Origin of the sequence: Streptomyces sp. 2114.4, from assembly GCF_900187385.1 — a bacterium.
Lineage (GTDB): Bacteria > Actinomycetota > Actinomycetes > Streptomycetales > Streptomycetaceae > Streptomyces > Streptomyces mooreae.
Map to the genome: position 1 here is coordinate 6,033,956 of NZ_FYEY01000001.1, position 18,462 is coordinate 6,052,417.

Annotated in this window: 14 protein-coding genes; 11 read left to right on the forward strand and 3 right to left on the reverse strand. The window is 73.3% G+C overall.

Annotated elements, in window-relative coordinates:
* Nucleotides 1-83 precede the first annotated feature (83 nt).
* Nucleotides 84-1,079, reverse strand: coding sequence for a TAXI family TRAP transporter solute-binding subunit (locus CFW40_RS26635; RefSeq protein ID WP_088800400.1), 996 nt, complete (start codon nucleotides 1,077-1,079; stop codon nucleotides 84-86).
* Between the two features lie 302 nt (nucleotides 1,080-1,381).
* Between CFW40_RS26635 and CFW40_RS26640 the strand changes: the two genes are divergently transcribed.
* From CFW40_RS26640 to CFW40_RS26650, 3 genes are all read left to right on the forward strand, one after another.
* Nucleotides 1,382-1,924 (forward strand): DoxX family protein, encoded by a 543-nt coding sequence (locus CFW40_RS26640; RefSeq protein WP_256331728.1) that lies wholly within the window; start codon nucleotides 1,382-1,384, stop codon nucleotides 1,922-1,924.
* Nucleotides 1,925-2,020: 96 nt separating this feature from the next.
* On the forward strand, nucleotides 2,021-3,535 hold the full coding sequence (gene miaB, locus CFW40_RS26645) for a tRNA (N6-isopentenyl adenosine(37)-C2)-methylthiotransferase MiaB (RefSeq protein WP_088800401.1): 1,515 nt from the start codon (nucleotides 2,021-2,023) through the stop codon (nucleotides 3,533-3,535).
* A 95-nt stretch (nucleotides 3,536-3,630) separates the two neighbouring features.
* Nucleotides 3,631-4,341 (forward strand): class III extradiol dioxygenase subunit B-like domain-containing protein, encoded by a 711-nt coding sequence (locus tag CFW40_RS26650; protein WP_088800402.1) that lies wholly within the window; start codon nucleotides 3,631-3,633, stop codon nucleotides 4,339-4,341.
* Between the two features lie 95 nt (nucleotides 4,342-4,436).
* Here CFW40_RS26650 and CFW40_RS26655 read toward each other — a convergent pair whose 3' ends face one another.
* Nucleotides 4,437-4,826: a hypothetical protein gene (locus CFW40_RS26655; RefSeq protein ID WP_088800403.1), complete on the reverse strand. Its 390-nt coding sequence runs from the start codon at nucleotides 4,824-4,826 to the stop codon at nucleotides 4,437-4,439.
* 183 nt (nucleotides 4,827-5,009) lie between these two features.
* Between CFW40_RS26655 and miaA the strand changes: the two genes are divergently transcribed.
* From miaA to hflX, 6 genes are all read left to right on the forward strand, one after another.
* A complete protein-coding gene (gene miaA, locus CFW40_RS26660; RefSeq protein ID WP_088800404.1) occupies nucleotides 5,010-5,948 on the forward strand; it encodes a tRNA (adenosine(37)-N6)-dimethylallyltransferase MiaA in 939 nt (312 codons plus the stop codon).
* A gap of 108 nt (nucleotides 5,949-6,056) precedes the next feature.
* Entirely contained in the window at nucleotides 6,057-6,572 is a 516-nt protein-coding gene (locus CFW40_RS26665; RefSeq protein WP_088800405.1) for a hypothetical protein, read from the forward strand.
* A 97-nt stretch (nucleotides 6,573-6,669) separates the two neighbouring features.
* A complete protein-coding gene (dapF, locus tag CFW40_RS26670; RefSeq protein ID WP_088800406.1) occupies nucleotides 6,670-7,545 on the forward strand; it encodes a diaminopimelate epimerase in 876 nt (291 codons plus the stop codon).
* A gap of 197 nt (nucleotides 7,546-7,742) precedes the next feature.
* A complete protein-coding gene (locus tag CFW40_RS26675; RefSeq protein WP_088800407.1) occupies nucleotides 7,743-9,932 on the forward strand; it encodes a bifunctional (p)ppGpp synthetase/guanosine-3',5'-bis(diphosphate) 3'-pyrophosphohydrolase in 2,190 nt (729 codons plus the stop codon).
* A 145-nt stretch (nucleotides 9,933-10,077) separates the two neighbouring features.
* Nucleotides 10,078-11,763: a M1 family metallopeptidase gene (locus CFW40_RS26680; RefSeq protein ID WP_088800408.1), complete on the forward strand. Its 1,686-nt coding sequence runs from the start codon at nucleotides 10,078-10,080 to the stop codon at nucleotides 11,761-11,763.
* 183 nt (nucleotides 11,764-11,946) lie between these two features.
* The gene (hflX, locus tag CFW40_RS26685; RefSeq protein ID WP_088800409.1) at nucleotides 11,947-13,434 is read left to right on the forward strand and encodes a GTPase HflX; all 1,488 of its coding nucleotides are present in this window, start codon (nucleotides 11,947-11,949) and stop codon (nucleotides 13,432-13,434) included.
* 119 nt (nucleotides 13,435-13,553) lie between these two features.
* Here hflX and CFW40_RS26690 read toward each other — a convergent pair whose 3' ends face one another.
* Nucleotides 13,554-14,744: a serine protease gene (locus CFW40_RS26690; RefSeq protein WP_088800410.1), complete on the reverse strand. Its 1,191-nt coding sequence runs from the start codon at nucleotides 14,742-14,744 to the stop codon at nucleotides 13,554-13,556.
* Nucleotides 14,745-15,024: 280 nt separating this feature from the next.
* Between CFW40_RS26690 and CFW40_RS26695 the strand changes: the two genes are divergently transcribed.
* Nucleotides 15,025-16,419, forward strand: a complete 1,395-nt coding sequence (locus CFW40_RS26695; RefSeq protein WP_088800411.1) for a diaminobutyrate--2-oxoglutarate transaminase family protein — start codon at nucleotides 15,025-15,027, stop codon at nucleotides 16,417-16,419.
* Nucleotides 16,416-18,434: an IucA/IucC family siderophore biosynthesis protein gene (locus tag CFW40_RS26700; RefSeq protein ID WP_107440556.1), complete on the forward strand. Its 2,019-nt coding sequence runs from the start codon at nucleotides 16,416-16,418 to the stop codon at nucleotides 18,432-18,434. The genes CFW40_RS26695 and CFW40_RS26700 overlap by 4 nt, the downstream gene beginning before the upstream one ends.
* Nucleotides 18,435-18,462 lie beyond the last annotated feature (28 nt).

Sequence of the window (18,462 nt, forward strand, 5' to 3'; positions counted from 1 at the left end):
CCGGCGCGTCCGGCCCCGTGCTTCCGGCCCAGTGGCCCCGGCCCAGTGCCCCCGGCCCCGTGCTTCCGCTCGGCGCTTCCGGCTCACGGCTTCTGGGACAGGTAATAGCGCCGGGCGCCCTCGTGGAGCTCCAGCGGATCGGTGAACACCGCCGTCCGCAGATCCACCTTCTGCGCGGCATGGACCTGGCGCCCGATCGAGTCCCGGCTGCCGATGACCGTACGGGTGATGCCCTGGGCCATCACCGGATCCTCCCGGTCGGTCGTGACCAGCAGATTCGCCACCGCGATCGTCTTCACCGCCTGCCCGTCCTGGGCCAGGGGATAGGCATCGGCGGGCAGCACCGCCGCCCGGTAGTAGCGGGTCCGCTCACCCTGCCGGTGCAGCGCCGGGCTGAGATCACCGAGCTGGACCAGCCGCACCGGGAAGCGCTGTGCCAGGCGCTGCACGGCCGTCGTCGGCAGTCCGCCGGACCAGAAGAAGGCATCCAGCTTGTGCTGCTCCAGCAGCTTGGGCATCTGGTCGATGCCGACCCGCACCGGCTCGATGTCCTCGTGGAAGTCCAGCCCGGCCGCCTCCACCAGCCGCCGGGTCACCAGCTGGACCCCGGAGTCGTCGGTCCCCACCCCCACCCGCAGCCCCCGCAGATCCTTCGTCGAGCGCACCGCGGACTTCTTCGGCACCACCAACTGCATGTAGTCGTCGTACAGCCGGGCGCAGGCCCGCAGCCGGCCCGCACCCGGCTCGCCCCTGACCTCGTAGGTGGCGACCGCGTCGGCCGTCGCGATGGCGAAGTCCGCGCGCCCGGAGACCAGCTGCCGCAGATTGTCGATGGAGCCCTCGGTACGGGCCAGCCGCAGATCGACGTCCGGCAGGTCGTGGGCCAGATCCTGCTTCAGCAGCTCCCCGTACCGTGCGTACACGCCGGTCGGCACGCCCGTCGCCAGCGTCAGCGACCCACGGGGAGTGGGCTCACCGCCCATCGCCAGCAGCCACCACAGCGCCAGTCCGAGGGCGACCAGTGCCGCGACCGCCGCCTGGAAGGCCCGGCGGCCGGTGCGGGAGAAAGCTGTGACCATGGGCGGGATCCTGCCAGTACCGCGGCCGGAAAGGGAGGGGCAGGACCTCCTGACGGGAGGCACGGGAGCCGGAGGCGCCCCGGTGCGCGACCGCCCTTTGCAGACAGCGCTTCGCGTAGCACGATCGATGGTGGAGGTTTCATCCTCCCGACCTCTCGACGTAGCGGGGACCCGGCACGTCCCCCACCGCGCGCCGACCGGCGCGCACCCACTCGATCCCCTCCACCCTGAGCGCACCGGCGCCGGTGTCCGACACCGCGGCCATGACGCGCCGGTGCGGGAAGCGAGTCACCGTGAAACCGCTGAAACCGCATACCGAGCCGCGGACGGATGACCACGTCCGGCCCGGCACGCTCCGCTCACCGCCGCTCGCCGCCGACCTCGGCCTGCTCCTCCTGCGCCTGACCGTGGGCCTGATCCTGGCCGGACACGGCGCCCAGAAACTCTTCGGGATCTTCGGCGGCCACGGCCTCGCCGCCACCGGCAAGGGGTTCGCCGCCCTCGGCTACCGCCCCGGCGAATTCTTCGCCTGCCTCGCCGGAGTCTCGGAATTCCTCGGCGGCCTCGGCCTCGCCGTGGGGCTGCTCACGCCCCTCGCGGCCGCCGCACTCATCGGCGTGATGATCAACGCCATGGCCGTCTCGGCGCCCCACGGCCTCTGGTCGACGACCGGCGGTATCGAATATCCCCTGACCATCGCCGTCGTCGCGCTGGCCGTCGCGGCCACCGGACCCGGCCGCTTCGCGCTCGACCGCCCCTTCCGCTGGGGACACGGCGGCCTGGGCAGTGCGGCCTTCGCGCTGGTGGCGGGCGGTGTCGGCGCCGCCATCGTGCTGGCCCTGTGAAGCGGGCCGCGCGCGGCGCGGCACACCCGGGGCGGCCGGATCCGGCCCGAAGACTCCGCGGCGGGAGGTACTTCCCGTACCGCCTACCCTTGTTGCATGACCAGCAGCGACCGGAGCCAGGCAGTGGGCGTGAACAAGAGTTACGAGATCCGCACCTACGGGTGCCAGATGAACGTCCACGACTCCGAGCGGTTGTCGGGCCTGCTGGAAGAGGCCGGATACGTCCCCGCGCCCAAGGACGGCGACGGCGCCGACGTGGTGGTCTTCAACACCTGCGCCGTGCGGGAGAACGCCGACAACCGGCTCTACGGCAACCTCGGCCAACTCGCCCCGAAGAAGGCCGCGCGCCCCGGTATGCAGATCGCCGTGGGCGGCTGCCTGGCCCAGAAGGACCGCGACACCATCGTCAAGAAGGCCCCCTGGGTCGATGTGGTCTTCGGGACGCACAACATCGGAAAGCTGCCGGTGCTGCTGGAGCGCGCCCGCATCCAGGAAGAGGCGCAGGTCGAGATCGCCGAATCGCTGGAGGCGTTCCCCTCGACCCTGCCCACCCGGCGCGAGAGCGCGTACGCGGCCTGGGTCTCGATCTCGGTGGGCTGCAACAACACCTGCACGTTCTGTATCGTCCCGGCGCTGCGCGGCAAGGAGAAGGACCGCCGGCCCGGCGACATCCTCGCCGAGATCGAAGCACTGGTCGCCGAGGGCGTCAGCGAGATCACCCTGCTCGGCCAGAACGTCAACGCCTACGGCTCCGACATCGGCGACCGCGAGGCCTTCAGCAAGCTGCTGCGCGCCTGCGGGCGGATCGAGGGCCTGGAGCGGGTGCGCTTCACCTCCCCGCACCCCCGCGACTTCACCGACGACGTCATCGCCGCCATGGCCGAGACGCCCAATGTCATGCCGCAGCTCCACATGCCGCTGCAGTCCGGCTCGGACACCGTGCTCAAGGCGATGCGCCGCTCGTACCGCCAGGAGCGCTACCTCGGCATCATCGAGAAGGTGCGCGCCGCCATGCCGGACGCCGCCATTTCCACGGACATCATCGTCGGCTTCCCCGGCGAGACCGAGGAGGACTTCGAGCAGACCCTGCACACGGTCCGCGAGTCCCGTTTCGCCCAGGCCTTCACCTTCCAGTACTCCAAGCGCCCCGGTACCCCGGCGGCCGACATGGAGGGGCAGATCCCCAAGGCCGTGGTCCAGGAGCGCTACGAGCGCCTGGTCGCCCTGCAGGAGGAGATCTCCTGGGAGGAGAACAAGAAGCAGGTCGGCCGGACCCTGGAGGTCCTGGTCGCCGAGGGCGAGGGCCGCAAGGACGAGGCGACCCACCGGCTGTCCGGCCGCGCCCCCGACAACCGTCTGGTGCACTTCACCCGCCCCGACGAGCCGGTCCGCCCCGGCGACACGGTGACCGTCGAGGTCACCTACGCCGCCCCGCACCACCTCCTGGCGGAGGGCCCGGCCAAGGCGGTCCGCCGTACCCGCGCCGGTGACGCCTGGGAGAAGCGCAACGCCGCCCCGGCGCAGAAGCCCCAGGGCGTGCTGCTGGGCCTGCCCACCATCGGTGCCCCGGCGCCGAGCCCGGCGCCGGCCGCCGGCTGCGGCTGCGACTGACCGGCCGCGACCGCCCGGCCTCGTACCGGCCGTCGTGCACGGCGCCCTGCAGGGCGCCATGACCGGCCCGCAGCAGGGGCGTTACGCTGCGTGGCATGCTCGTAGCCGCCGCTGTCTGCCCCTGCCCGCCGCTCCTCGTCCCGGAGGTGGCCGCCGGGGCGGCGCCCGAACTCGATGCGCTGCGCGCCGCCTGCCTGGACGCAATCGGCGTGCTCGCCGCGGCCCGCCCCGACCGACTGGTCGTCCTCGGCCCGTCCGACGAGGCCGGCCGGGGCCCGTATCCGCAGGGCGCCTCCGGCTCCTTCCGCGGCTTCGGGGTGGATCTGGAGGTGCGGCTGGGCGCCGCGGAGACCGTGCCGGAGCGCGAACTCCCGCCGTCGCTGGCGGTCGGCGCCTGGCTGCTGTCGCGTACGGACCGGGCCGAAGCTGCCGTGGAGGGGCTGGGGGTGGCCACGTCGCTGCCCCGCGACCGTGCGCTGTCGGCGGGCCGGGAGATCGCGGCCTCCGCGCCCCGGGTGGCACTGCTGGTGATGGGTGACGGCAGCGCCTGCCGGACGGTGAAGGCGCCCGGCTACTTCGACGAGCGGGCCGAGGCCTTCGACGCCGCCGCGGCCCGCGCCCTGGGCACCGCCGACACCGAGGCGCTGGCCGCCCTGGACGAGGAGTCGGCCGCCGCCCTCCAGGCGTCCGGACGGGCCTGCTGGCAGGTGCTGGCGGGCGCGGCCGAGGACGCCGGTCTGAGCGGCCGGCTGCTGGGCGACCAGGCCCCGTATGGCGTGGGCTACTTCGTGGCGTCCTGGTCGTAGCGCGGCACCGACGGCGGGTACGGCGACGGCCGCGAGGCGCTTCGCCCCGCGGCCGTCGAGCCCCGTACGGAGAGCACGGTGCGCACGGCGGGCTACTACTGCCGTGCGCTCTCGCTGTCCGCGGCGGCCTCGGCCGACTGCTGCCGGGGGATTCCGGCGCTCTCCCCGGCCTTCTCCCCGGCCTTCTCCGCCTGCGGCCCCTCGTCGGCTGCCGTTCCGGCCGCAGCCCCTCCGGACGCTTCCGTGGCCGTCGATCCGGGTGCCGCGGCGTCGCCGGCGGCGCCCTCGTCCGCGCGGGAGTCCTCCGCGCGGGAGGCTGCGGCCTCCCCGGCGGCACCGGCAGCCTCCGCGGCCGCCGGAACGACCGGCTCCGCCGGCTTCTCCGCCGGCTCCTCCACCTCCGCCCCGGCCGTCACCGCCGCGGCGGCGGGCTCCTCCGTCGACGCTTCGGACTTACGGCGGCGAAACCGCGAAAACACGCCCATAACTGCTCCTACGCTCTTCAGATGGCGACATCGCGTGCCGCTGGGGAACGGTCCCTTGCGCCGCCCGCGGGCGCCGGTGAGGCGCACCGGCCACTCGGGACCTCGCAACAGGCAACGACCCCATCGGTTGCCCGTCACGTCGCTCGTTCGGGACGGGGGTGCGATGTTTGCGAGACTGGCGGGGTGAACACCGTCGTTCCCGCTCCGCGGGTCATCGCCGTCGTCGGTCCCACCGCGGCCGGAAAGTCCGATCTGGGCGTCGCGCTCGCACAGCACGTGGGGGGCGAGGTCATCAATGCCGACTCCATGCAGCTCTACCGCGGCATGGACATCGGCACCGCCAAACTCACGCCCGAGGAGCAGCAGGGTGTCCCGCACCGCCTCCTGGACATCTGGGACGTGACCTGCGCCGCCAGCGTCGCCGAGTACCAGCGGCTGGCCCGCGCCGAGATCGACCGGCTGCTCGCCGAGGGCCGCACCCCGGTCCTCGTCGGCGGCTCCGGCCTGTATGTGCGCGGTGCGATCGACGCCCTGGACTTCCCCGGCACCGACCCGGACGTGCGCGCCCGCCTGGAGGCCGAACTGGCCGCACGGGGCAGCGGCCCCCTCCACGCCCGGCTCGCCGCCGCCGACCCCGAGGCGGGCCGCGCGATCCTGGCGAGCAACGGCCGTCGCATCGTGCGTGCCCTGGAGGTCATCGAGATCACCGGCCGCCCCTTCACCGCGAACCTTCCCGGCCACGAAGCGGTCTACGACACCCTGCAGATCGGTGTCGACGTCGCGCGCCCCGAGCTCGACGAACGGATCGCCCGCCGGGTCGACCGCATGTGGGAGGCGGGCCTGGTCGACGAGGTGCGCCGGCTGGAGGGCCAGGGGCTGCGGGAGGGCCGTACGGCCTCGCGGGCGCTCGGCTATCAGCAGGTGCTGGCCCAGCTCGCGGGGGAGTGCACCGAGCAGGAGGCGCGCGACGAGACGGTGCGCGCCACCAAGCGCTTCGCGCGCCGCCAGGACTCGTGGTTCCGCCGGGACCCGCGGGTCCACTGGCTCAGCGGCGCCGCCGAGCACCGCGCGGAACTTCCCGGGCAGGCCCTGGCGTTGCTCGAACGACCGGTCACAGCCTGATCACGTCATGGCATCGGGACGCTCCGGCCGTCATCCGGGCCCCTGAGGGCGTGTCATCATCGACCTTCGATCGAGGCGTGCAGTCTGCAGTGGGGAGGGCGCGTGGCAATGGAGGCCGGCCCTCGCAACCGAGCGCAGCAACCGGACGGCGGCACCGACCCGGCACCCCTGACCGACGACGGTCCGGACGCCGAGGACGGCCTGCCCGGTGCCGCACCCGACCCGGGCACCCTGGACGACTCCGACGCCCCGGACTCCGGCGCCGACGGCCCCGGCGAGGGCGGCGAGTCCTTCCGGGAGCTGCGCCCGCCACGCCGGCTGCGGCTGTGGCAGCTGGCGCCGATCGTCGCGCTCGCGGTCCTCGGCTCGCTGATGTTCGCCTTCCCCCTCGCCTTCGAGCTCGGCGGCGACGGCGGTGCGATGATCGCGATGCTCGGCCTGCTGCTGTGCTGCTGCGCGGCCGGCTGGGGCATGATGGCCGCCCGCCGCGTCGGCCACACCTGGCCCGGCCTCCCGGTACCCGGTTCCGGCCGCCGCGCCGACTGGCGCGTGGTGCTGCTCTACGCCCTCGTGGTGGCGGTCCCGGCCTCACTGGCCATCTGGCGCGTGGCCCGGCTGCGCTGAACCGGGGCGGGGTCTCCAGGGACGGCCCGCGCGCCGTGCAGGGGCGCGCACCCGGCCCCGTAAGGCCGACCCCCCGGTGGCCCCGTACGATGCAGGGGTGACCAGTACGCAGCGCCTCGCCTACCTCAAGGGCCACGGTACCGAGAACGACTTCGTGATCGTCCCGGACCCGGACGGCCGCCTCGACCTGCCCGCGACCGCCGTCGCCAGGATCTGCGACCGACGGGCCGGACTCGGCGGCGACGGCGTGCTGCGCGTCGTCCGGTCCGCCGCGCACCCGGAGGCGCAAGGCCAGGCCGACGAGGCCGAGTGGTTCATGGACTACCGCAACGGCGACGGCTCGATCGCCGAGATGTGCGGCAACGGCGTCCGCGTCTTCGCGCGCTATCTGCTGCACGCCGGCCTGGTCGAGGCCGGTGACCTCGCCATCGCCACCCGCGCCGGCGTACGCCGCGTCCACGTCGCCAAGACCGGCGACGTCACGGTCTCGATGGGCCGCGCCGAGCTCTTCGAGGAGAGCGTCGTCGTCACCGTCGGCGGCCGGAGCTGGCCGGCCCGGAACGTGAGCATGGGCAATCCGCACGCCGTCGTCTTCGTCGAGGACCTGGCCCACGCCGGCGACCTGCTGGCCGTACCGCCGTTCAGCCCGGCGTCGGTTTATCCCGACGGCGTGAACATCGAGTTCGTCGCCGACCGCGGGCCGCACCATGTGGCGATGCGGGTCCACGAGCGCGGCTCGGGCGAGACCCGCTCCTGCGGCACCGGCGCCTGTGCGGTCGCCGTCGCCACCGCCCGCAGGGACGGCCCGGCCCCCGCGGAGACCGGCACACCCGCCACCTACACGGTGGACGTGCTCGGCGGCAGCCTGTCCATCACCGAGCTGCCCGACGGCACGGTCGAGATGACCGGGCCGGCCGAGATCGTCGCCGAGGGCACCTTCGACCCCGCCTGGCTGACCGCCGCGCTCGCCTGACGCGACCCCTGCGACGTCCCGGGCCCGGGCCTTTCACGAGGAACGGCTACGACCGAAAGGTTCGCTCGAACGGGTGATCCGTATCACTCTGAGCGAGAGGCGGACAGCGCTGCGTGATGGGGTCGATAGCATCAAGCACCGGCCCGGACGCCCCAACTGACGCGTCCCACCGCCGGTCGACGCTGCCGGAGGTGCCCATGAGCGCAGAGGCCACGAACCCTGGTAACCCTGGAGCAGCGGGCCGCAAGCGCGGCCGCCGCCGGCTGGAGCTCAGAGATCTGCGCCGGATCGGCCGGGCCGCCCTGCTCGGACCCGCCCCGCGCGACGGCCTCCCGCACGCCCTGGAGCACGTCGCCAAGGTGCACCGCGGGCACCACCCGGACGCCGACCTGGACACCCTCACCCGGGCCTATCTGCTCGCCGAGTCCTCGCACCGCGGCCAACTGCGCAAGAGCGGCGAGCCGTACATCACCCATCCGCTCGCGGTGACCCTCATCCTCGCCGAACTCGGCGCGGAAACCACGACGTTGACCGCCTCCCTGCTCCACGACACCGTCGAGGACACGGAGGTGACGCTGGATCAGGTGCGGGAGCGGTTCGGCGCGGAGGTCTGCTACCTGGTCGACGGCGTCACCAAGCTGGAGAAGGTCGACTACGGCGCGGCCGCCGAGCCGGAGACCTTCCGCAAGATGCTGGTGGCGACCGGCAACGACGTCCGGGTGATGTCCATCAAGCTCGCCGACCGGCTGCACAACATGCGCACCCTCGGCGTGATGCGCCCCGAGAAGCAGGCCCGGATCGCCAAGGTGACCCGCGATGTGCTGATCCCGCTCGCCGAACGCCTCGGCGTGCAGGCGCTCAAGGCCGAGCTGGAGGACCTCGTCTTCGCGATCCTGCACCCCGAGGAGTACGCCACCACCCGGGCCCTGGTCATGGAGTACGCCACCCGGCCCGACCCGCTCACCGCACTCGCGCAGCGGGTGCGCACCGTCCTGGCCGAGGCGGGCATCGACGCCGAAGTCCTCGTGAGGCCCCGGCACTTCGTCTCGGTGCACCGCGTACGCCTCGCCCGCCGCGAGCTGACCGGCGCGGACCTCGGGCGGCTGCTGGTGCTGGTGGCGGAGGACGCCGACTGCTATGCCGTCCTCGGCGAGCTGCACACCTGCTTCACCCCGGTCGTCTCCGAGTTCAAGGACTTCATCGCGGCCCCCAAGTTCAACCTCTACCAGTCGCTGCACACGGCGGTCGCCGGCCCCTCCGGGGAGATCGCCGAGACCCTGATCCGTACGCACCAGATGCACCGGGTCGCCGAGGCCGGGGTGATCGCCCTGGGCAACCCGTACGCCCCCACGGACGGAGTGGACGCCCCCGAGGGCGAGCGGGCCGACCCGACCCGCCCCGGATGGCTCTCCCGGCTGCTGGAGTGGCAGCGCATCACCCCCGACCCGGACACGTTCTGGACCTCGCTGCGCGACGACCTCGCCCAGGACCGGGAGATCACCGTTTTCTGCACCGACGCCCCGTCGGGCGGCTCGCCGGCTCTCCCGGGCGGTGCCATCGGTCTGCCCGCCGGGGCGAGTTGTGTGGACGCCGCCTACGAACGGCACGGCGAGGTGGCGCACTGCTGTATCGGCGCCCGCGTCAACGGACGGCTCGCCACCCTCTCCACCGTCCTGCACGACGGCGACAGCCTGCAGCTGCTGATGGCCCCGGACTCCGCGGCCGGCCCCTCGCCCGAATGGCTCGACCACGCCCGTACGCCCGCCGCCCGGCTCGCCATCGCCCGCTGGCTGGCCGGCCCGCAGGAGCCCGGGGCCCGTCCGGCCGGTGCCGGTGAGGGGCCCGTCGCGGCGCCCCCGGCCGACCGCCGGGCCGCGGACGACGACCGGCCCGGAGCGGCCCCGGTCGCGGCGTCGGTCCTCGTGGTGGCGGATCTGCCGGGCGCCGCGGTCCGCCTGGCGGGCTGCTGCACCCCGGTGCCGCCGGACACCGTCACCGGATTTGCCGTACGGGGCGGCACGGTCACCGTCCACCGCGCCCTGTGCCCCGCCGTGGCGCGGATGGCGGCCACCGGCCGGCAGCCGGTCGGGGTGCGCTGGCGGGGCGCGGGACAGGGGGGCCACGGCTGCCGGGTCACCCTCCTGGCCGAGGCCTTCAGCCGGCCGCAGCTCCTGGCCGACCTCACCGAAGCCATCGCCTCCCAGGGCGCCGCCGTGGTGTCCGCCGCCGTCGAACCCCCGCGCGAACAGCGGGTCCGTCACACCTACACCCTGCATCTGCCGAACGCCGCCGGGCTGCCGTCCCTGATGCGGGCCATGCGCCAAGTGCCGGGAGTATTCGACGTGTTGCGGGCCGGCCGGTCCCGCCCCGCGGCACTGCGTCCCTGAACGGGGCCGACACGACCACAGGGTGACGGCCCGTCGGAAGCCGCTCCGTCCGGCGGCGTAAGACGGACGCACGATCCGCCGCCCGTTCGGGTGCCGTTTGCCCCGTCACCCGCGGGGGAGGGGGCGGCGTTGGTAGCCGTAGTGCATGCCCCTTCCCCTGCGCCGCCCTTCACGCGACCCCGTTCGCTCCGTCCCCGCCCTGCCCCGCGACCCGAGCGGGCGGCTCCGTTGGACCGGCCGCCGGGCCGCCGCCCTCGGACTGGCCGCGCTCGCCACCCTCGGCACGGCCGAACCGTCGTCCCTGGGGCCCCAGGGCCTCGGCGACCGGCTCTTCCCCCTGCTCGGCAACACCGGCTACGACGTCACCTCCTACGACGTCTCCCTGGACTACTCCGGCCACAACGACCGGCCGCTGAACGCCACCACCGTGATCACCGCCCGCGCCACCACCGAGCTCGACCACGTCAACCTCGACTTCGCCCGCGGCACCGTACGCTCCGTGCAGATCGGCGGCCTGCCCGCCGCGCACCAGCAGCACGACGAGGACCTGGTGCTCACCCCCGCCTTCCACATCTCGAGCGGCCAGGAGGTGAAGATCTCCATCGAGCACACCAGCGAACCCCGGGGCAAGGGGGACGGCGGCTGGCTCCGTACCTCCGACGGCCTGGCGATGGCCAACCAGGCGGACGCCGCGCACCGCGTCTTCCCCTGCAACGACCACCCCTCCGACAAGGCGCTCTTCACCTTCCACATCACCGCGCCGCAGGAACTGACCGCCGTCGCCAACGGACTGCCTCTGAGCCCCGGTGCCCGCGCGGGGCGCCGCACCTGGACCTATCGCACCACCCACCCCATGGCCACCGAACTGGCGCAGGTCTCCATCGGGAAGTCCAGCGTGGTGCTGCGGCACGGACCGCACGGCCTGCCCGTCCGCGATGTGGTGCCCACCGCACACCGCCGGGCCCTGGCACCCTGGCTGGCGAAGACCCCGGCCCAGATCGCCTGGATGGAGCGCAAGGTCGGCCCGTTCCCCTTCGAGGCGTACGGGGTGCTGATCGCCAGCGCCAGGACCGGCTTCGAGCTGGAGACCCAGACCCTCTCGCTCTTCGAGAAGGCCATGTTCACCACCGACCGGCTGCCCGCCTGGTACGTGGAGTCGGTGATGCTGCACGAGCTGGCCCACCAGTGGTTCGGCGACAGCGTCAGCCCGCGCCGCTGGTCCGACGTCTGGCTCAACGAGGCCCATGCCACCTGGTACGAGGCCCTGTACGCCCAGGAGAGGAGCAACGGCCTGGCCACCCTGGAAGCCCGTATGCGCCATGCGTACCAGGAGTCCGACGGCTGGCGCGCCGAGGGCGGGCCGCCCGCCGCGCCCAAGGCCCCGAGCCCGGGACAGAAGATCGGCATCTTCCGCCCCGTCGTCTACGACGGCAGCGCGCTGGTCCTGTACGCCCTGCGGCAGAAGATCGGCACCGCCGCCTTCGACCGCCTGGAGCGCACCTGGGTCGCGCGGCACCGCGACGGCGTGGCGGACACCGCCGACTTCGTGCAGCTGTCCTCCCAGGTCGCCGGGCAGGACCTCACCGGCTTCTTCCAGGACTGGCTCTACGGCGACCGGACCCCGCCGATGCCGGGGCATCCGGAGTGGCAGCGCAAGGGGGCCGCGGCCAAGCCCGGGCACCCCAAGGCCGTCGCAAAGGTCGGGCATCCCAAGGGGGCGGGCGCCGGCCTCGGGCCCAAGGGGGCCGCCGCCGGCCCCGGCTCCACCGGGGCGCCCGCCAAGACCCCCGCGCCCAGGGCAGCCGCCGCACACCCCGGGAAACCCGTGTGACGGCCTTCCCGTGGCGTGGGACCATCGTCGGGACGGCACCGGCCGGCCCGGGAATCTCCGGGACCGCTCGGACGTTGTCACCAGCGACGGCCGCGGCAGCGCCGCGGCGGTCGCCGCACCACCGACAGTCCCGGCGGGAACACCAGGTCCCCGCGAGGGCTCACCGACGACACAAAGGATCAAATGACCTCCTCTTCTTCCCTTCCGCAGGACCGGCAGCGCCTCCCCGAGAGCCTTCGGGCCAACGCCCTGATGGAAGAGGACGTCGCCTGGAGCCACAAGATCGACGGGGAGCGTGACGGCGACCAGTACGACCGTTCGGCCCGTGCCGCGCTACGCCGTGTGGCGGGTCTCTCCACCGAGCTCGAGGACGTCACCGAGGTCGAGTACCGGCAGCTCCGCCTGGAGCGCGTGGTGCTCGTCGGCGTCTGGACCTCGGGCACGGTCCAGGAGGCCGAGAACTCCCTCGCCGAGCTCGCCGCCCTCGCCGAGACCGCGGGCGCCATGGTGCTCGACGGCGTCATCCAGCGCCGCGACAAGCCCGATCCCGCCACGTACATCGGCTCGGGCAAGGCGCTGGAGCTGCGCGACATCGTGCTGGAATCCGGGGCGGACACCGTGGTGTGTGACGGTGAGCTCTCCCCGGGCCAGCTGATCCACCTCGAGGACGTCGTCAAGGTCAAGGTGGTCGACCGGACCGCCCTGATCCTCGACATCTTCGCCCAGCACGCCAAGTCCCGGGAGGGCAAGGCGCAGGTCTCGCTGGCGCAGATGCAGTACATGCTTCCCCGGCTCCGCGGCTGGGGCCAGTCGCTGTCCCGGCAGATGGGTGGCGGTGGCTCCGGTTCGGCGGGCGGCGGTATGGCCACCCGTGGTCCCGGTGAGACCAAGATCGAGACGGACCGGCGGCGGATCCGCGAGAAGATGGCGAAGATGCGCCGGGAGATCGCGGAGATGAAGACCGGCCGGGACATCAAGCGCCAGGAACGCCGGCGCCACAAGGTCCCCTCGGTCGCCATCGCCGGCTACACCAACGCCGGCAAGTCCTCCCTGCTCAACCGCCTCACCGGCGCCGGTGTCCTGGTGGAGAACGCCCTGTTCGCCACCCTGGACCCCACCGTCCGGCGGGCCGAGACGCCCAGCGGGCGGCTCTACACCCTCGCCGACACCGTCGGCTTCGTCCGGCATCTGCCGCACCACCTCGTGGAGGCGTTCCGCTCCACGATGGAGGAGGTCGGCGAGTCCGACCTCATCCTGCACGTGGTCGACGGCTCGCACCCGGTGCCCGAGGAGCAGCTGGCCGCGGTCCGCGAGGTGATCCGCGACGTGGGCGCGACGGACGTGCCCGAGATCGTGGTCGTCAACAAGGCCGACGCGGCCGACCCGCTGGTGCTGCAGCGACTGCTGCGCCGGGAGAAGCACGCCCTCGCGGTCTCGGCCCGGACCGGCCAGGGCCTGGACGAACTGCTGGCCCTGCTGGACGAGGAGCTTCCCCGGCCGCGCGTCGAGATCGAGGTGCTGGTGCCGTACACCCACGGCGCCCTGGTCTCGCGGGCGCACGCCGAGGGCGAGGTCATCTCCGAGGAACACACCGCGGAGGGCACCGTCCTCAAGGCGCGGGTCCACGAGGAGCTGGCCGCCGAACTCCAGCGCTTCGTCCCCGCGGCGTAGCGGCCGCGCGCCACACCACGCACGAAGGCCTGCCCCCGGGGAAACCGGGGGCAGGCCTTCGTCATGCTCCTGCGCGAGGTGCGGGCGGCGCCGTCCCCGGCACCACCCGCCTCACCCGCCTACTGCTTGGTGGCCCACTTCTTGCTCATGGCGTCGAAGATGCTCTTGGCCTCGGGACCCAGGTGGGGACCGGCGGACCAGCGGGCCGGTCGCGGCCCCATCGACATGTTGGAGATCAGCTCCGGCTTGCCGTCCTTGCCCTTGGCGAACCAGGGACCGCCGGAGGAACCGCCGGTCATGGTGCAGCCGATCCGGTACATGGTCGGCTTCTGGGCGTCCATCGACAGACGGGACGGCTTGTCGGTGCACTGCTGCTGCGCCGCACCGTCGAACGGCGGCTCGGCGGGGTAGCCCTGCGCGGTCAGGCTCGGGATCTTGGCCATCGCGGGTGCGTTGAAGTCCACCGCGTACGCACCGCCGGCGACCTCCTCCAGCGACTTGCCGCCCGTGCTCTCCTCGGGCTTCACATGCATCAGCGCGAAGTCGTACGGAGCCATCGGCACGCCCGGAACGGCGCCGCCGGCCTTGATCCACTGCTGCGACGTCGCCATGTCGTCCGCCCACCACTTGCCCGACGGGACGCGGTCCTCGTAGGGCTTGCCCTTCAACTGCGCGGCGCTGCCGCCGGTCCTGTTGAAGTTCGGCACGAACATCATGTTGCGGTACCAGCCGCCGTTCTTGCCGGCGTGCACACAGTGCGCCGCGGTCCACACGAGGTTGGACTTACCGGGGTGCGCCGGGTCCTTGACCACGGTGGCCGAGCAGCGCGACCCGCCCTCGGGGGTGCTGAACAGCAGCAGGCCCACACCGGGAGCGGTCGAGGTGTACGGGGTCTTGACGGCCTGGGCCGGAACGGCGGCGGGCTCGGGGTCGGTCTTGCCCTGGTCCTCCGAGATGTCCTCGGGCTTGCTGGGGTCCTGGGGCGGCTTGACCTTGTCGATCTTGTCCTTGTCCCAGAAGTCCTTGATGATCGGGTTGATGAACTCCCCGGCCTCCCGGAGCCACTTGTCGCGGTTCCAGTTCTTCCACTCGCCGTTCTTCCACTTGTCCAGGTCGAAGCCGTGCTCCTTGAGCTTGTCCTGGATGTCCTGAGGAATCTTGAAGTCACCCCCGCCCGTGGAGTCCTGCGCCGCGGACTGGTCGGGCTTGGCGTCCGCGTTGTCGCTCTCGGGCCCGCAGCCGGTGGCGGTGAGCGCCACGACAGCGGTGAGGGCGGCGGCGGCCAGGACTGGCCGACGTATGGATCGCATGGGTGAGCTCCCCCTGATGAATTCGGACTGAGCCGGTGTGGCTCGTTCGGTGGGCACCGGTCCGGTCTTTGTCATGAACCTCAAGATCCCGGCGCAACACCCCACTATGCCGGTGACGATGGGGACGGCGGTACTCGGGTCCCCGGTTCCACGCCATCAAGGATCTTGCCGACAGCCGTGATCCCGGGTCGCCGCCGTCGTTGGTACGTACGGGGGACGGCCGGGCTGCCCCCAGCCCGCGCGGCATTCCGCAGCTCACCAGCAGGAGGACACAACTGCCGTGGTGTTGACCGAAACCGTGCCGGCGGCGGCGCCGCCGGCCCATGAGGGGATCCTGCGGCGGCAGTCCCTGCGCGAGTCCGCCGCCCGTACCTACGCGCGCTCGCTGCCCATCGTCCCGGTGCGCGCCCGTGGACTGACCATCGAGGGCGCCGACGGCAGGCGCTATCTCGACTGCCTCTCCGGCGCCGGCACACTGGCGCTCGGCCACAATCACCCGGTGGTGCTCGAAGCGATCCGGACGGTCCTCGACTCCGGCGCGCCGCTGCACGTCCTCGACCTGGCCACCCCCGTCAAGGACGCCTTCACCACCGAGCTCTTCGCCACCCTGCCAGGGGAGTTGGCCGAAAAGGGGCGCATCCAGTTCTGCGGCCCGGCCGGCACGGACGCCGTGGAGGCCGCCTTCAAACTCGTCCGCACCGCGACCGGCCGGGACGGCCTGATGGCGTTCTCCGGTGCCTATCACGGCATGACCGCACAAGCGCTCGCCGCTTCCGGGGGAGCGCAGCACACCAGCGTGGTCCGGCTGCCCTACCCGTACGACTACCGCTGTCCCTTCCAGGCCGGCGGCGAGCGCGGCGCCGAGCTCGCCGCGCGCTGGACCCAGAGCCTGCTCGACGACCCCAAGAGCGGGGTGTCCCGGCCGGCCGGGATGATCCTGGAACCCGTCCAGGGTGAGGGCGGCGTGATCCCCGCGCCGGACGGCTGGCTGCGGCGGATGCGGGAGATCACCGCCGCCCGGCGGATCCCGCTGATCGTGGACGAGGTCCAGACCGGCGTCGGCCGCACCGGCGCCTTCTGGGCGGTCGACCACAGCGGCATCGTGCCCGATGTGATCGTGCTGTCGAAGGCGATCGGCGGCAGCCTGCCGCTCGCCGTGATCGTCTACCGCGAGGAACTCGACGCCTGGCAGCCCGGCGCGCACGCCGGCACCTTCCGTGGCAACCAGCTCGCCATGGCCGCCGGCGCCGCCACCCTCGCCTACGTCCGCACGAACGGCCTCGACCGGCGCGCCGCGGAGCTCGGTGCCCGGATGCTCGACCGCCTCACCTCCCTCGCCGCCGCCCATGACTGCATCGGCGACGTCCGCGGCCGCGGACTGATGCTCGGCATCGAGCTCGTCGACCGCACCGCCGACGCCGACGCCACGGGCGCCCGCCCCGCCGACCCGCAGCTCGCGGCGGCCGTCCAGCACGCCTGCCTGGACCGCGGCCTGATTGTCGAACTGGGCGGCAGGCAGTCCGCCGTCGTCCGGCTGCTGCCACCCCTGACCATCACCGACGAACAGGCGGACGCCATCCTCGACCGCCTCGCCGACGCCCTCACGGCGGCGGTCCGCACCACCCCCGGGCCGACGGGCTCGTCCCCCACGACAATGCGAGGCACCTCCCCATGAACGAACGCCCCGGCCCCGACGGCGGCCAGCCCGCCGAGCGCATCCCCGCCCACCAGGGCGCGGGCACCATCGAGTCGCTACCCCGCCAGCAACGGCGCGCCCCCGACACCGCCTGCCACCAGCAGACCCACGAGGCACCGGACCGGGCCGCCCCCGGCCCCTACGACCGCGTGCGGGTGTCCGGTGACCACGACCCCCTCGACCACCCGGACCCGGCGGTCGCCGCCGACGCCGCGGGCATCGAGCACCTGCTGCGCTGCTGGCTCCGGGAGAGCGGCACCCCTCATCACCCCGCCGAGAGCGAGGTGGTGATCCCCCTGCGCGCCGCCGCGGGCGCCCTGCACATTCCCGTCCGCTACTGGTCGCCCACGGGCTGGCACCGCCTGGGCGCCCCCACCCTCGACGGCGCCCCGGCCGGTGCCGCCCCGCTGGACGCCGTCACCCTCGCCGCGCTGCTGCGCCGGGAGGCCGCATACAGGGACCGCCGGGCCTCCGACGGCGGCGAGCACCGGGTGGCGGACACGGACGAGCGGCCGGACCCGGACGGTATGCGCCGGCCGGCACCGGACGGCGGCGGCGCCGAACTCATCGGCCGGGTCGCCAACTCCGTACGCAACGTCGCCCTCTTCCTCACCGACCGGCGTGCCCGGCCCGCCGACGACCACGGCGCCCTCTTCCTCGAAGCCGAACAGTCCCTTCTCCTCGGCCACCCGCTGCACCCCACCCCCAAGAGCCGCGAAGGGCTCTCGGAGGCCGAGACCCGCGCCTATTCGCCCGAACTCCGCGGCGCCTTCCCGCTCCACTGGACGGCCGTGCACCGCTCCGTGCTGGCCACCGACTCCGCCTGGACCGAACGCGGCAAGCCCGTACCGGCCGAGCAGCTGGCCAGGGGCCTCGCCGGGGACGGCCTCCGGCTCCCCGACGACACCGTGCCCCTGCCGGTGCACCCCTGGCAGGCCAGGGAGCTCGCCGACCGTCCCGACATCGCCGCCCTCCGCGAGGCCGGCCTGCTGTACGACCTCGGCGCCCACGGCCCGCTCTGGCACCCCACCTCCTCCGTCCGCACGGTCTACCGCCCCGAGGCGAACGCCATGCTGAAGCTCTCCCTCGGGCTGCGCATCACCAACTCCCGCCGGGAAAACCTCCGCAAGGAACTGGCCCGCGGCGTCGAGGTGCACCGGCTGCTGCGCACCGGCCTCGGCGAGCAGTGGCAGACCGTCCACCCCGGCTTCGACATCGTCCGCGACCCGGCCTACCTCGCCGTCGACGGCTTCGAGGGCGCACCCGTCCAGGGCCTCGACGCCGTCATCCGGCACAACCCCTTCAGCACCACCGACGACGCCGTGTGCATCGCCGGCCTCACCTCCCCGCGGCCCTGGCCCGGCCGCTCGGGCGTGCGCTCCCGGCTCGAAGACCTCGTCGGCACGCTCAGCGCGCGCACCGGCCGCCCCCTGGGAGCCGTGGCCACCGAGTGGTTCCTGCGCTACCTGGAAGCAGTCGTACGGCCCGTGCTGTGGCTCGACGGCACGGCCGGCATCGTGCTCGAAGCCCACCAGCAGAACACCGTGGTGCTGCTGGACCCCGACGGCTGGCCGGTCGGCGGCCGCTACCGCGACAACCAGGGCTACTACTTCCGCACCTCGCGCCGCGCCGAGCTGGAGCGGCGGCTGCCCGGTATCGGCGTGGCCGGCGACAGCTTCGTCGCCGACGACGTCACCGACGAACGCTTCGCCTACTACCTCGGCATCAACAACGTCCTCGGCCTGATCGGCGCCTTCGGCTCCCAGCGCCTGGTCCGCGAGGAGATCCTGCTCGCCGCCTTCCGGCGGTTCCTCGCCGATGCCGCCGCGGCCCCCCGCGCGCACCGCTCGCCGCTCCCGGAACAGCTGCTCGCCGCCCGCACGCTGCGCTGCAAGGCCAACCTGGCGACCCGCCTGCACGGCCTGGACGAACTCGTCGGCCCGGTCGAAACCCAGTCCGTCTACGTCACCCTGCCCAACCCCCTCGCCCCCTAGCCGCCCACCGCACCCTCCGACAGCAGCC

Bases quoted from the DNA above. Each gene is read 5' to 3' on its own strand.
- CFW40_RS26635 (WP_088800400.1), bottom strand. From the start codon at position 1,079: ATGGTCACAGCTTTCTCCCGCACCGGCCGCCGGGCCTTCCAGGCGGCG.
- miaB (WP_088800401.1), top strand. From the start codon at position 2,021: ATGACCAGCAGCGACCGGAGCCAGGCAGTGGGCGTGAACAAGAGTTAC.
- CFW40_RS26650 (WP_088800402.1), top strand. From the start codon at position 3,631: ATGCTCGTAGCCGCCGCTGTCTGCCCCTGCCCGCCGCTCCTCGTCCCG.
- CFW40_RS26655 (WP_088800403.1), bottom strand. From the start codon at position 4,826: ATGGGCGTGTTTTCGCGGTTTCGCCGCCGTAAGTCCGAAGCGTCGACG.
- CFW40_RS26665 (WP_088800405.1), top strand. From the start codon at position 6,057: ATGGAGGCCGGCCCTCGCAACCGAGCGCAGCAACCGGACGGCGGCACC.
- CFW40_RS26675 (WP_088800407.1), top strand. From the start codon at position 7,743: ATGAGCGCAGAGGCCACGAACCCTGGTAACCCTGGAGCAGCGGGCCGC.
- CFW40_RS26680 (WP_088800408.1), top strand. From the start codon at position 10,078: ATGCCCCTTCCCCTGCGCCGCCCTTCACGCGACCCCGTTCGCTCCGTC.
- hflX (WP_088800409.1), top strand. From the start codon at position 11,947: ATGACCTCCTCTTCTTCCCTTCCGCAGGACCGGCAGCGCCTCCCCGAG.
- CFW40_RS26690 (WP_088800410.1), bottom strand. From the start codon at position 14,744: ATGCGATCCATACGTCGGCCAGTCCTGGCCGCCGCCGCCCTCACCGCT.
- CFW40_RS26700 (WP_107440556.1), top strand. From the start codon at position 16,416: ATGAACGAACGCCCCGGCCCCGACGGCGGCCAGCCCGCCGAGCGCATC.